Origin of the sequence: Archangium lipolyticum (assembly GCF_024623785.1) — a bacterium.
Lineage (GTDB): Bacteria > Myxococcota > Myxococcia > Myxococcales > Myxococcaceae > Archangium > Archangium lipolyticum.
Genome location: NZ_JANKBZ010000001.1, coordinates 564,338 through 577,258 on the forward strand (window position 1 = coordinate 564,338; position 12,921 = coordinate 577,258).

General features: G+C 67.6%; 10 protein-coding genes. 2 read left to right on the forward strand and 8 right to left on the reverse strand.

Going from position 1 to position 12,921, the window contains the following annotated elements:
* Window positions 1-40: 40 nt before the first annotated feature.
* The 4 genes from NR810_RS01995 to NR810_RS02010 all read right to left on the reverse strand — a co-directional run bounded on the left by NR810_RS01995 (window position 41) and on the right by NR810_RS02010 (window position 4,794).
* Window positions 41-721: a histidine kinase dimerization/phospho-acceptor domain-containing protein gene (locus NR810_RS01995; protein ID WP_257446880.1), complete on the reverse strand. Its 681-nt coding sequence runs from the start codon at window positions 719-721 to the stop codon at window positions 41-43.
* A 240-nt stretch (window positions 722-961) separates the two neighbouring features.
* Window positions 962-1,423 (reverse strand): deoxycytidylate deaminase, encoded by a 462-nt coding sequence (locus NR810_RS02000; protein WP_257446883.1) that lies wholly within the window; start codon window positions 1,421-1,423, stop codon window positions 962-964.
* A gap of 63 nt (window positions 1,424-1,486) precedes the next feature.
* Window positions 1,487-2,383 carry a S1 family peptidase gene (locus NR810_RS02005; protein WP_257446885.1) on the reverse strand — a complete coding sequence of 299 codons (897 nt, stop codon included), beginning with the start codon at window positions 2,381-2,383 and terminating at the stop codon, window positions 1,487-1,489.
* Window positions 2,384-2,514: 131 nt separating this feature from the next.
* Window positions 2,515-4,794 (reverse strand): PrkA family serine protein kinase, encoded by a 2,280-nt coding sequence (locus NR810_RS02010; RefSeq protein ID WP_257446888.1) that lies wholly within the window; start codon window positions 4,792-4,794, stop codon window positions 2,515-2,517.
* Between the two features lie 238 nt (window positions 4,795-5,032).
* Between NR810_RS02010 and NR810_RS02015 the strand changes: the two genes are divergently transcribed.
* Window positions 5,033-7,621 carry a hypothetical protein gene (locus NR810_RS02015; protein WP_257446891.1) on the forward strand — a complete coding sequence of 863 codons (2,589 nt, stop codon included), beginning with the start codon at window positions 5,033-5,035 and terminating at the stop codon, window positions 7,619-7,621.
* A 79-nt stretch (window positions 7,622-7,700) separates the two neighbouring features.
* Window positions 7,701-9,218, forward strand: a complete 1,518-nt coding sequence (locus NR810_RS02020; RefSeq protein WP_257446893.1) for an Hsp70 family protein — start codon at window positions 7,701-7,703, stop codon at window positions 9,216-9,218.
* A 53-nt stretch (window positions 9,219-9,271) separates the two neighbouring features.
* On the opposite strand, the gene NR810_RS02025 is transcribed toward NR810_RS02020, so the two are convergent.
* From NR810_RS02025 to NR810_RS02040, 4 genes are all read right to left on the reverse strand, one after another.
* Entirely contained in the window at window positions 9,272-9,661 is a 390-nt protein-coding gene (locus NR810_RS02025) for an endonuclease domain-containing protein (protein ID WP_257446895.1), read from the reverse strand.
* Between the two features lie 92 nt (window positions 9,662-9,753).
* Window positions 9,754-11,031, reverse strand: coding sequence for an ATP-dependent Clp protease ATP-binding subunit ClpX (clpX, locus tag NR810_RS02030; protein ID WP_043395463.1), 1,278 nt, complete (start codon window positions 11,029-11,031; stop codon window positions 9,754-9,756).
* A 201-nt stretch (window positions 11,032-11,232) separates the two neighbouring features.
* Entirely contained in the window at window positions 11,233-11,865 is a 633-nt protein-coding gene (locus NR810_RS02035) for a hypothetical protein (protein WP_257446899.1), read from the reverse strand.
* A 68-nt stretch (window positions 11,866-11,933) separates the two neighbouring features.
* The gene (locus tag NR810_RS02040) at window positions 11,934-12,878 is read right to left on the reverse strand and encodes an AgmX/PglI C-terminal domain-containing protein (protein WP_257446900.1); all 945 of its coding nucleotides are present in this window, start codon (window positions 12,876-12,878) and stop codon (window positions 11,934-11,936) included.
* Window positions 12,879-12,921: the final 43 nt, after the last annotated feature.

The following is a 12,921-nucleotide window of genomic DNA, read 5'->3' on the forward strand; positions in this document are numbered from 1 at the left end:
GCCAGATGGGAAAAGGGTTTCAGAAGCTCGAGTGCCGCTCTCAGGCGAGCGGGAAGATCAGCCGGCACACGCCCGCGCGAAGCTGCAGCTCCACGCCGAGCTGTCCACAGCGCAGCTCCAGGGCCGCCACCGCCTCCGGCGTGTTCTCCTCGGGACTCGCCGAGGCATCCACCACCTCGAGCACCGCCCGGGACTCCTCGGCCCGTACCGACACCAACACCTCGGCGCCCTGCTCCGAGCGCCCGTAGGCCCTCATCAGGGCCTGCACCACCAGGAAGCCCAGCTCGCCCGTGTCCGACAGCCTCGCCCGCACCGCGGCGGCGATCGTGGGACGCACCTGGAGACGGCGCTTGCGGCTCTCGTGCGCCAGCACCTCCAGCGCACGCGTCACCGTCTCGGACAGATCCGCGTCGCCGGGTACGCCCGGACGGTTCACGATGAACTCCGCGAAGCGCCGGAGGATTGCGTCCACGCGCTGGATCTGATCGCGCATGGACTTGAGGTTCTTCTCCTGCGAGGGGGGCACCTGGCCCGTCTCGACCTTCAACTTCTCGGACAGCACTTCCAGATGGATGGACAGTGCGTTCAAGGGGTTGCGCACATCATGCAGGAGGCTGTCCATCAGCGTGGGAACCGCGCCGTAGCGAGCGGCATCCACCACCGGGTCAGCCCCTTCACGTATCGAGGGCACACTGCTGCTGGCAGCCGTGGAGGTGATCACGAATTCTCCCTAAGAGGTTGACCGGCGCCCTTCACTCCCGCCGCCCTGTCGCTGCGAGGATTTAGGGAGCCACCCAAGTACCGTCAACCCTGGGCCGGTAATTCTTGCCGGATGGGAGTAATTCCCACAGGATTCGTCGGGCAGACATCCAAACAGATGTCCTGCACAAAACGTTTCACTTGTACTGCAGAATGAGTGCACACGACGTCTCGTGAACCGTCGGACACTGTGTGGTGGAGATCAGCGCTCGGCCGGCTGCTCCGCCGGGCCGGGACCCACCAGTTCGATCTCGAGCCGGGCCGCGTACTCGAAGATGCGCGGATCACGATAGAACTCACCGTAGACGATCCTGCGCACGCCCGAGTTCGCGATCAGCTTGAAGCACGGCCAGCAGGGGCTCGCGGTGGTGTAGAGCGTCGTGGGCTTGTCGCGCTCGCTGTCGATGCGCACGCCGTTCTTGGCCGCCTGGATGATGGCGTTGGCCTCGGCGTGGACGGTGGCCACGCAGTGCCCGTTCTCCATCATGTGGCCCACGTCATCGCAGTGGGGCAGGCCCCGGATGGCGCCGTTGTAGCCGGTGGAGAGGATGGTCCTGTCGCGCACCAGGAGCGCCCCCACGTGCTTCCTGTCGCAGGTGGCACGGCTGGCCACCTGGCGAGCGATGTCCATGAAGTACTGATCCCAGGTGTTCCGGTTGCTCATGCGTGCCTCCCCTCCTCCGGCATGTACCGTGGAGGGGGGCACCAGGCGAATTTCCGGCTGGGGCTAGCGGCTGGCGGTCTGCGAGCCGTCCGGACCCGTCTCGGGCCTGGATGCTCCGGCGGTGCCGAGCAGCCGGGCGAAGCCGTGCTGCTGGAGGAACTGGCGCACCTTGGAGGTGGGAGCGGCGAAGGTCTCGCCGGGCATGGGCACGTCGAAGCTGTAGTTCTGCTGAGCCACCTCGAAGCCCACCTTCGCGGTGCGATAACCCTCGACGATGGCGAGCAGCTTGCCGGACTCCAGGCTGAAGATGCCGCCACCGGAGGCGCCATAGCCGATGGGCGCGTCCGTCTTCAGCATGCGCGGCTTCTTGCCATCCTTGTCCCACTCCACCTGGGACACCATGCCGCCGGAGAGCGACAGGGCCCGGCCGTAGGGCGAGGCGGCCACCACCACGTCATCCCCGAGCTCCACCTCCGCGTCCGTGGCGAGCAGCGCGGGCGTCAGCGCCAGGCCGGGCACCTTCACCAGCGCCAGGTCCATGTCCGGCACCGAGCCCGAGGCCACCACCTGCGCCCCGTACTCGGTGGAGTCGGCGCGGTCATCCACGATGACGACGAGGCGTGGCTCCTTCAGGTCCCCCATCTCCACCGCGTGCGCGTTGGTGATGACGAAGCTGACGGTGCCCTCGGCGGTCTTCTCGCTGCCGATGACCACGCCCGAGGCGGTGCGCCGCGCCTTGCCGTCCTCCTGGATGGCGAGGCGCACGTTGTGCGGGAGGATGCGCTTCACCTGCTCCCTGCGCGTGAGCCGGGGAGCCTGGGCACCCACCGTCTGCATCACGACCGGCGTCGAGCCCCCACCACCGATGCCCGAGGTATCGGAGACGGCATGCGGATTCGGCGCGGCGGCGCAGGACAGCATGGCGAAGAGGGCAGGCAGGCCCAGGGCGAAACGAGTCATCGACGCTCCGAAGCAAGGAGAGGACGGGGAACAAAAACCCTTCATCTCTAATGAGTTCCCATCTTCCCCTTGCAACGCGTTTTCGGAAAGCATCGCCCCCAGCGAGCGCCCGTCTGCCCGGCCGCTCTTGCTCAGCCGTAGCGCTTCTTCATGAGGAAGAGGATGGCGTCCTTGGCGCAGTGCTCGCAGTAGCCGTAGCGCTCGTGCATCGCCTTCAGGGTGCTCTCCACCTGGGACTGCTCGCGCGGGGACAGCGTGCCGCGCTCCTCGGAGAGGTACTTGAGGATGTTCTCCTTGTTGCGGCGCAGCACCCGCTTGCGCTCCTCGAAGTAGTGGTCGCGCAGGCGGCGGAACATGTCCGGGAAGATGCGCGGGTAGTCCATCTCCGCGTCCGGATTGTCCAGCTTGTGCGCGCCGATCTGCGAGATGAGCCCGCGGCGGAACTCTCCGGGATCCTCGCCCCGCGGCATGATGATGCCCTCCATCTCCGCCATGCGCTGCTCGTCGGGGCGCTCCATGGAGCCGGTGATCCGGTTGCGGATCTTCTCGCCCTTCACCCAGTGGCTCACGTTGTAGACGTAGCGCTCCACCAGCTCGCGGTACTGGCCCTCGGAGACGAGCCCCATGGACTCACGCACCTCCTCGTCCACCCGGTCGAGGTACTCGGCCTCCACCGCGCGCACGAACTCCTCGTGGTCGTGGTAGCCGTCCACCACCTCCTGCAGGAGGAACTCGTAGACGCTCTTGTCCTTGCAGATGGCCTCGAGCTCCTCGATCACCGCCAGCGCGTTGAGGCACTTGTAGTCGGGGTGCTGCGCGGCGTTGAAGAGCGCCGTCTTGATCTCCCGGGCACTCGCGCCGCTGCGGCCCTCGTAGTTCGGGTAGGCGTCGGACTCTTCATAGAGGTCCGTGCGCAGCTTCCGCAGCTCCTTGCCGTGGGACATGCTGAGCCGGTCCGGCGCCACGCCCTCCTCGTAGAGGTGCATCTTCTCCACCGGCGTCACCTGATCGACGAGCTCCTTCACCTCGGGCGCGTAGCGGTCCGGGATGGGCTTCTTGAGACGCGTGAGCACGGCCCACATGGCGGCCACCTCGGTGGCATGCGGGGCCACGTGCTTGCCCACGGTGGTGGGGGTGATCTGCGCGTCGTAGATCTGCTGCTCCAGCTTGAAGCGGCGCAGGTACGGCACGCGCACCAGCTCGATGCGGCCCTTGAAGGAGGCGAAGTCCGGCAGCTCCTTGAAGGCGCCCAGGTGCTTCTCGTTGGAGGACGCGATGAGGACCTCGTCCAGCTGGAGGACGAAGTGCTCGAGCGGCACCTGCGACGTCTCGCTGAAGCCCAGCAGGTACTTGAAGGCCTCCAGCGGGCGCTTGAGCAGATCCGAGTACTCGATGATGCCGCGGTTGGCGTGCACCAGCGGGCCATGGGGCTCGAAGAGGGCCACGTTGTGGAGCGCGGGCGGCACGTTGAGCAGCTGCGCGCGGTCCGCCGTCACCTGCTGGTACATGGCGTCCACGCTCATCTGCGGCTCCACCGTCACCGTGCCCACCTGGTAGCGGCGCGAGATGTAGAAGCGCTCGACGCGCACGTGGCGCAGCACCTGGAGGTAGTCGCCCTTGTAGTTGGCCAGCAGCGCCGTGTAGATGCTGCGGCACTTGTGGCAGAGCTCTCCGTGCAGCAGGTAGTCGGAGAGGACGAAGTCGTTGTCGCTCACCTGCCCGTCCCCGTTGGACACGCCCTTCTTCTTCAGCGCGCCCTCGAGCAGACGCTGGCGCTCGGTGGGCGGGACGACGAAGAGCGGGTGGTCGCGCAGCTCGCAGGGGATGCGCACGTCGATGGACTCGGCGTCCAGATGCGCATAGGTGGACAGGTCGCTGCCCGTGGCTCCCGGGGCCGCCGGCGTCGCCGCGCGCTCTCCACCGAAACCGATGGAGCCCTTGACGAGCTTCTCCGAGGGGAAGATCCAGCTGATGCGGTAGAGGGCACCCTCGGGCTGGCGCGAGTAGGCCTCCATGCCAGCCTTGAGCGCGTTGACGAGCGTCGACTTCGCGCTGCCGTTGGGGCCGTGCAGCATGATGAGCTTGTTGATGCGGCCAGCGCGCGTGAAGTTGCCCAGCAACCGGTAGATGGCGTTCTGGATCTCCTCCTGACCGGCGACGCGGCCGTCCCGGTCACTGGAGGGGACGTCGAAGACCTTGAAGCGGCGGATCTTCCCGGTGGGATGGGGAACCGTCTCGGTGCCGTAGTGGTCCATCACGTCGCGCAGGTACTGGGCCGCGTTGCGCGACTGCCCCCGTGGATCGCCCATGAAGAGCGTCAGGTACTCCTCGAAGGAGAGGATGGAGCGATTCTTGACGAAGTCGTCGGACACCTGGGCGCCGACTTCCTGCAGGTATCGCTTGGCTTCCACGGGATGACTCCTCTGTGCTGTAGTTCAGGAACCCACTAACCACGCCGGCGGGTGGCCGCCATCATGCGCGGGGACCCCCGGAACTTTCCCCTCGGGGAGCGGGATGTCCAGGGCTCTTCTTTCCGTTGTGTTGTTGGCAGTGCTCTCCGCCTGCCCGCCTACCTCGACGACGCCGTGCGACACGGACGCCGACTGTTCCGGTGGCCGATGCCGCTATGGCGGCTGTGGTCCGGTGTGTTTGGATGACTCCGAATGCGGTGGTGGCCAGGTGTGCGCCGGAGGGACCTGCGCCCCCCGCCCCGAGTGCACGGTCTCCGCCGACTGCGCCGAGGGCTTCGCCTGCACGGAGGGCCGCTGCCAGTGCGGCTCGGACGCGGCCTGTGCCACCAACCAGTCCTGCCGCGAGGGCCGGTGTGTGACGCGATCCGCGTGTACCTCGGCGAACGACTGCCCGGCCGGTCAGCGCTGCGAGCCGACCCAGGGCATCTGTCAGGTGCCCTGCACCCAGGCCACGGACTGCGCGCCCGGCGTGGATCCGCGCGTGGCCTCGCTGCTCTACCTCTGCCGACAGGGTGACTGCCTGCGGCAGTGCTTGAACGACCAGCTGTGTGGCGCGGGCTTCATCTGCGAGGCGGGAACGTGCGCCAGGGCCGGCTGCGCCACGAAGGCCGATTGCCCCTCGGGCCAGTACTGCACCAGCGCCACCGCGGGCCGCTGCACTGAATTCCAGCCGTGTGACTCCAACGCCCAGTGTGGCCCCAACACCGAGTGCCGGGCCTTCGCCTCGAGCGCCTGCCCTCCGGGCTTCGACTGCACGACGAAGATCTGCCAGGAGCTGCCGCGCTGCCTCGTGGACACGGACTGCTCGGCCACGGCGTACTGCCGGGACTCGCACTGCCAGCCCTCCACCGCGTGCACGGAGGGCGGCACCTGTGCCCCGGGCCTCACCTGCGTGGCGAGCCGGTGCGTGCCGGGCGGTTGCCGCGGCCACGCGGACTGTGCGCCGAACGAGGCCTGCACGGATGGCGCCTGCCGCCCCGCGCCCCCGGCGGGCAACATCGTCTCCATCGCCCTCACCCCCAAGGCGGCCACGCTCGTGGTGGGGGACACCGTTCGGCTCGGGCTGGTGGCCTACACGCTGGACGGCGCCAGCTTCCCCCTGGCACAGGGCTCCTTCTCGGCGGTGGACGCGGGCGGCGCTCCCAGTAGTGCGGTGACGGTCTCCCCCGAGGGGCTGGTGACGGCCGTGTCCGCCGGGACGGTGCGCGTGCAGGCGAAGCCCCCGGGCGCGGCGGTGTCGGCCCAGGAGGCCACGCTCACCGTGCTTCCCACGCTGGCCAGCGGCCGGCGCGTCACCGTGGTGGAAGCCGCCACCCGGCGCCCGCTCGCGGGCGTGGAGGTGCTCGGCTGTGACGCGCCTCCCGCCTCGGGCCCCTGCCCCGCTCCCGTCACGGTGACGACGGACTCGCAAGGCGTGGCCCTCTTCCCCGGCTTCGCCGGAGCCACCGCCAGCTTCTCCGCCGCCTCGGGCGAGCCGCGAGCGGATGGACTCCCCCGGTACGACCGCGTCTCCGTGGCCTCCACCCCCGCGCGCGATGTGCTGCTGCCGCTCGGGGACAACCCCGTCCACGGCGCCGCCGGCTTCAACGCGGGCATCAGCTTCAACGAGGTCCACTCCTCCGGCGAGCTCTCGGTCGGCTTCTCCGTGCTCTCCGTGGGAGATCCCACGACGGTGGATCTCTCCAACCTCTTCGGGGAGTCCTTCCTCGTCTCCGTCCCCGGCCTCCCCCAGCGCCTCCCCGTCCCCAGCGGCCTCGTGGCCTACGCGTCCCTCGGGCTCGCGGGGAACACGGAGATCAAGCCGCGCTCGTACGGCCTCGGACAGGCGGGACGCCGCACCGCGGTGGCCTTCGCCGGCAAGCTGCCCCTCGCCCAGGCCACGAGCCTCCGCCCCACGGACCTGCTCGCCTACAGCGGCGCGATGGACTTCGCCCTCCAGTCCTTCACCTCCATCACCCACCTGCCCTACGCGCCGGACGCGACGGACCTCGATGGGGATGGCCTGTGCTCGAACACCCAGAGCTGCCAGGGCAGCGAGGACCTCCCGGACTACAACCGCTTCACCGGCATCACCCACCGCCCCCGCCGCGAGCAGCTCCGCCGCACGGAGGTGGTGCTCCCCAACCTGCCCTCCGGCTTCGATACGGCCGTGATCGCCGCGGTGGAGCTGTCCCCCGAGTCGGGCCTGGTGCCGATGGGGCTCGCCTCGCGCACGGGTGGAACCGCACAGCCGGATGGGAGCCGGCCCCTCCAGCCGGTGCTGCTGCGCAGTGGCGCGCCTTACGGCGGGGCCGAGGGAGCCTCACCCGGAGTGTGGGCCTTCGCCACCTCCGCGACCTCGGGAGCCTCCGTCAGCGGCCGTGTCGTCCGCGGGCCCACCCTCCCCACCCGCGTCTCCATGCCCGAGTTCCTGCCCCTGCCCACCGCCTCCTACACCCCGGCGAGCCGCACCTTCACGCCCTCGGTGGCGAGTTGGAGCGCCCTGGCCGGGAAGGGAGTGGGGCTCGTCCGGGTGACGCTCACCGGGCCCAGGGGGCGGCACGTGGTGTACCTCGCGTTGGAGGCGAGCGGAGGGGCGCTCCGGATACCGGACTCGCCCACGGGGGCGGACACCGACCCGGCGGGTCAGACCGGGGTGGGCCTGGAAGTGGCGGCGCTGCGGCTGTCCGAGGGGCGCTCGGCCGGGGACCTGCTGGACGCGCCCGGGGTGAACCTGTTGCAGCTTCCCCTGGCGCTGGATGGCTACTCTCGCTCGCGACCCCCGTGAAGTTGAACTAACCTGCCGGGTTCATGGCCGAGGCGAGCCCCAGCCGCCTCGAGCCCCCCTTCTTCGGAGTCCACGCGCGATGCACAAGGATCCCATCATCGGCATCGACCTCGGCACGACCAACTCGTGTGCCGCGATCGTCGAGGACGGTGGGAACGTGAAGCTCATCCCCTACAAGGGGGGCGAGTACACCATCCCCTCGATCTTCGCGATCGACGACAAGGGCAACGAGCTGATCGGCTACGAGGCCAAGCGCCAGTGGCAGCTCAATCCGAAGAACACCATCTACGGCTCCAAGCGCCTGGTCGGCCGGCCCTTCAAGAGCGACGTCGTCGAGGCGATGAAGAAGGTCGTGGCGTACTCGGTGCGCCCCGGCAAGAAGAGCGACGTCGTCCTGGACGTGGGCAAGAAGGAGTTCTCGCTCCAGGAGATCAGCGCCAAGATCCTCAACAAGATCCGCGACGTCGCCGCCAACTACCTGAAGACGCCCATCAAGCGCGCCGTGGTGACGGTGCCGGCGTACTTCAACGACCGGCAGCGCCAGACGGTGAAGGAGGCGGGCAAGCTCATCGACCTGGAAGTGGTGCGCATCATCAACGAGCCCACCGCGGCCTCGTTGGCCTATGGCGCTGGCAAGGGCATCAACAAGAAGGTGCTCGTCTACGACCTGGGCGGCGGCACCTTCGACGTCTCCATCATCGCCATCCGCGACCGCGTCTTCGAGGTGAAGGCCACTGGCGGTGACATCTTCCTGGGCGGCATCGACTTCGACAACGCCATCATCCACCACGTCCTCAAGGACTTCGCGTCGAAGACGGGCATCGACCTGGCCACGGATCCCGTGGCCATGCAACGCATCAAGGATCTCGCCGAGCGCACGAAGATCGATCTGTCGGCGCGCGATGACGTGCAGTTCAACATCCCCTTCATCACGATGACCTCGCAGGGCCAGCCCCTGAACATCGAGATGAAGTTCACGCGCAAGCTGCTGGAACAGCTGACGAACCACCTGGTGGATCGGACGCTGCAGATGGTGGCGCGGGTGCTGGTGGACTCGGGGCTGAGCACCAAGGACATCGACGAGGTGCTGCTGGTGGGCGGGCAGACGCGCATGCCCGTCGTGCAGGACCGGCTGACGAAGTTCTTCGGCAAGACGCCGAGCAAGGGTGTGCACCCGGACGAGGCGGTGGCGGTCGGCGCGGCGCTGTACGCCAAGTCGCTCGAGGACAACTCGAGCCTGCGGCTGCAACTGCTGGACGTGATTCCGATGGCGATCGGCCTGGAGCGCGCGGGCGGAGGGTTCCACACGGTGTTCCCGCGCAACGCGCCGATTCCCAATGCCAAGCAGCTGGTGGCGACGACGAGCATCGACAACCAGACCGAGCTGGCCATGCGCATCTTCCAGGGCGACCACGAGCAGGTGGTGAAGAACGATCTGCTGGGCGAGTTCACGTTCTCGGGGATCCGCCCGGCCCGGGCGGGTACGGTGCAGGTGGAGATCACCTTCGACGTGAACGTGGAAGGCATCCTCACCATGCGCGCGAGGGATCCCGCCACCGGCCGGGAGATGAAGACCACGGTCCGGGTATCGGGCTGAGAGCGTCACAATGACCGCTGCCCGTGGATGTCCCCTCTCCCTCTGGGAGAGGGCTAGGGTGAGGGTCTACCCTCCTCCTCCATGAGCACCGTGTAGATGCGCACCAACACGGCCTCGGTCTCGAAGAGCAGGTCCCTGTTCCCGAAGCGCAGCACCCTCACGCCCTGCTCCGCGAGAAACCGCGAGCGCGCGGCATCGCGCGAGACGTTGGCGGGTAGCGCGTGCTGGTCGCCGTCGAGCTCGATGCCCAGGGAGCGCTCCGAGCAGAAGAAGTCGAGGATGTAGGGACCGAACTGATGCTGCCGCCGGAACTTGAATCCGGCCAACTGCCGGGCGCGCAGCAGCTTCCAGAGGATTGCCTCGGCATCCGTGGAGGAGCGGCGCAGATCGCGGCATCGCTCCAGTAGACCCACGATGACGGTATCACCTCGATAGTCAGGCACTGCCTTGTACCCCCCTCTCCACGAAGGCCAGCGGCTCGGGACAGTAGACCCTCACCCCAGCCCTCTCCCAGAGGGAGAGGGGGCATACACGGTCAGGCTGACTTCTTCTCCTTCTCCATCACCAGTTGGGGCGGCTCGTGCTTGGTCACCACCGTCTCGGTGATCTTGCACTCCTTCACGCCGTCCCGGTACGGCACGTCGTACATGATGTCGAGCATGGCGTCCTCGAGGATCGCCCTCAGGCCGCGCGCTCCCGAGTTGCGACGCATGGCCTCCTTGGCGATCGCCTTCAAGGCCTCCTTCGTGAAGGTCAGCTTCACCTTCTCCATCTCGAACAGCTTCTGGTACTGCTTGATCAGCGCGTTCTTCGGCTGCGTGAGGATCGTGATCAGATCCTCTTCCTTCAGGTCGTTCAGCGTCGCCACCACCGGCAGGCGGCCGATGAACTCGGGAATCATCCCGAACTTCATCAGGTCCTCCGGCTCCACCATGGCGAGCAGCTCGCCCACGCTCCGCTCTTCCCTGTGGGTGATCTTCGCCCCGAACCCCAGGCCCTTCTCGCCCACACGGCGCTTGATCACTCCGTCGATGCCGTGGAACGCACCGCCGCAGATGAACAGGATGTTCGTCGTATCAACCTGCACGTACTCCTGCTGGTTGTACTTCTTCCCGCCCCTGGGCGTGACGTTGGCCCGCGTGCCCTCGATGATCTTCAAGAGCGCCTGCTGCACGCCCTCGCCGCCCACGTCTCGCGTGGCGCTCGGCGTGTCACCCTTGCGCGCGATCTTGTCGATCTCGTCGATGTAGACGATGCCTCGCGCCGCCTTCTCCACGTCGTAGTCCGCGTTGTGGAGCAGGTTCTGGATGATGTTCTCCACGTCCTCGCCCACGTAACCGGCCTCGGTCAGGCTGGTCGCGTCCGCGATGGTGAACGGGACGTTGAGGAAGCGCGCCAGCGACTGCGCCAGCAGCGTCTTGCCGCTTCCCGTGGGGCCCACGAGCAGGATGTTGCTCTTGCTCAGCTCCACGTCCTCCGAGCCCGAGGGCTTCATCCCCGGACGCGGCCGTGCCGTAGGCTTCTTCTGGTAGATCCGTTTGTAGTGGTTGTAGACCGCGACCGAGAGGACCTTCTTCGCCTGGTCCTGACCGATCACGTAGTCATCGAGGAACGCCTTGATCTCCATCGGCGTCGGCAAGCTCACCTGCGGCTTGCCTTCCTCGCGCTCATTCTCGTCCGCGATGATGTCGTTGCACAGTTTGATGCACTCGTCGCAGATGTAGACCGTGGGGCCCGCGATGAGCTTGCGGACCTCACGCTGCGACTTGCCGCAGAACGAGCAGGACAGGTTGACGTGGTGCTCCTTCTTCACTGCCGCCTCCAGGTTCACCGACCCCGGTTCCCCGGAGCCTACTAGCCGACACCACCACACCCAAGCCGTTTGGCTGCCCACGTCTCGAACAGCCGTCCGCCAAAATATAGGCTCCGGCTGCACGCGCAGGAAGCCCATCTCGGATATGTCGCCCGGCGGGCTGTGTACCGCCGGACGGGGTCAGCGTTCAGTAACACCCGTTCAGGCGTCATTCACGCCCGAAGCGATCTCCTCCAGATCCTCGGCCAGGGCGCTCGCCCGCTCAGCGATGGCGTGGGGCACCCGGCGGCACCCGGATACCTCGGCGGCCAGCTTCCGGGCCATCTGCGCCAGCTTCCTCACCTGGAAGCTCTCCGGGGGGGGCTCGGGGGGCGGCTTCGGGAAGCGCTCCACGAACTCCTTCTTCAGCTCGTTGGGCGGCTTCTCCGCGTTCCAGATACTGTCTCGCAGTGAACGGTACTCCTGGGGAGACAGCTGGCCACGCTCCTCCGCGTCCGCCAGGACCTCGATGACCTCGAAGGGGGGCGCCTTCTGGGGGAAGTCCGGCTGGGACACCTCCTCGGCGGGCTCGTTGCGAGCCAGGAAGCTGAAGGAGCGCGTGAGCTTCAGGGCCGTCTGCTTCTTGATGTGCAGCTCCTTGAGGCAGTAGGCCTCGAAGGAGGCGTAACCCCAGGGCTCCCAGAGGTTCTCGTCCCTCACCTGCACGAGCAGCTTGCCCAGCTCGGCCCAGGTGGACTTGAAGCGCTTGGCCGCCACCAGCACGGTGTGGCGGAAGGTGCCCGGGGGCACGGACGCGGCCTTCTTCTCGATGTCGGCTTCAGCTGCGGTCAGCATGCTCCCCGTATCCATCAGGAAAACCGGGGGGGCAAAAAAGCGGCCCGCTGCCTCCTGGCCGCGTCCTCCTACTTTTTACCGATGGTGAACGCGAGGTTCACCGTGGCCCGCTCGCCCGGGTAGGGCTTGAAGGGCCACTTCTTCAGCTCGCCGAAGAGGCAGTCGAAGAGCGGGCCCTTCTTGAGCTGCGGGTGGTCCACCCACAGCTGCGCCACGTGGCCGTCGTTGCCGATGGTGAACTCGAGCGGAACCTTGGCGGAGAAGCCCGGACGGCGCTCGGCCTCCTCCTTGAAGCACTTGAAGAGCGACGACTGGTACTGCTTCACCACCCGGTTGATGGAGGCCATGTCGTAGTTGACCTCGGTCGACAGGCCGTCCGCGTCCGTGGTGACCCTGCCCGTCGGGCGCCCACCCGGGGAGCGGCCCGGCTTCGACACCTGCGAGGCCGACGCCACCTTCTCCGGCTTGCCGGGCTTCTCCGCCGTCGTGTCGGAGGGCTTGCCCTCGGGGGGCTTGTTGGCCACCGGTGGCCGCTTCGGCTCGCCCGGGTACTCGAACAGCTCCTCGGGCACGGAGCGCTTCGCCAGGGTGATGACGGGCGGATCCACCTTGATCTCCAGCTCGCGATCGACACCCGGCAGGTACACGGATGCGTAGCGCGAGATGTGCCACGCCCCCAGGCCCAGTCCGCCGAGCACCAGCGCCGCCACGCTCCCCACCATGATCCGCTGGCTCCTGCGCCGGGCGTGCGCGGCCCTCGCCTCCGCCTCCACCTTCAGCTTCACCGCCGCCTTCGACACGTGCAGCTGGAAGGCGTCCAGCTCCTCGAGCTTGCGGAAGCCGCTCGGGCCCGAGGCGGAAACCTCCGTCTTCCCCGTCAGCTCCCCCGTATACAGCTTCTCCACCACCTGGTGGCCGGACAGGGGGCCAAGGACGAGGTCGCCCTGACGATAAAGCCATTGGGAATCGAGCTGTGCCCGCTCGAGGTCATGCAGATCTTGTGCGGCCGACATGGGCCGGGAAGTATCCCAGGCCCCACGGGCCTCCACAACGCCC

Coding starts and splice junctions, on each gene's coding strand:
- NR810_RS02000 (WP_257446883.1), bottom strand. CDS start 1,423: ATGAGCAACCGGAACACCTGGGATCAGTACTTCATGGACATCGCTCGC.
- NR810_RS02005 (WP_257446885.1), bottom strand. CDS start 2,383: ATGACTCGTTTCGCCCTGGGCCTGCCTGCCCTCTTCGCCATGCTGTCC.
- NR810_RS02020 (WP_257446893.1), top strand. CDS start 7,701: ATGCACAAGGATCCCATCATCGGCATCGACCTCGGCACGACCAACTCG.
- NR810_RS02035 (WP_257446899.1), bottom strand. CDS start 11,865: ATGCTGACCGCAGCTGAAGCCGACATCGAGAAGAAGGCCGCGTCCGTG.
- NR810_RS02040 (WP_257446900.1), bottom strand. CDS start 12,878: ATGTCGGCCGCACAAGATCTGCATGACCTCGAGCGGGCACAGCTCGAT.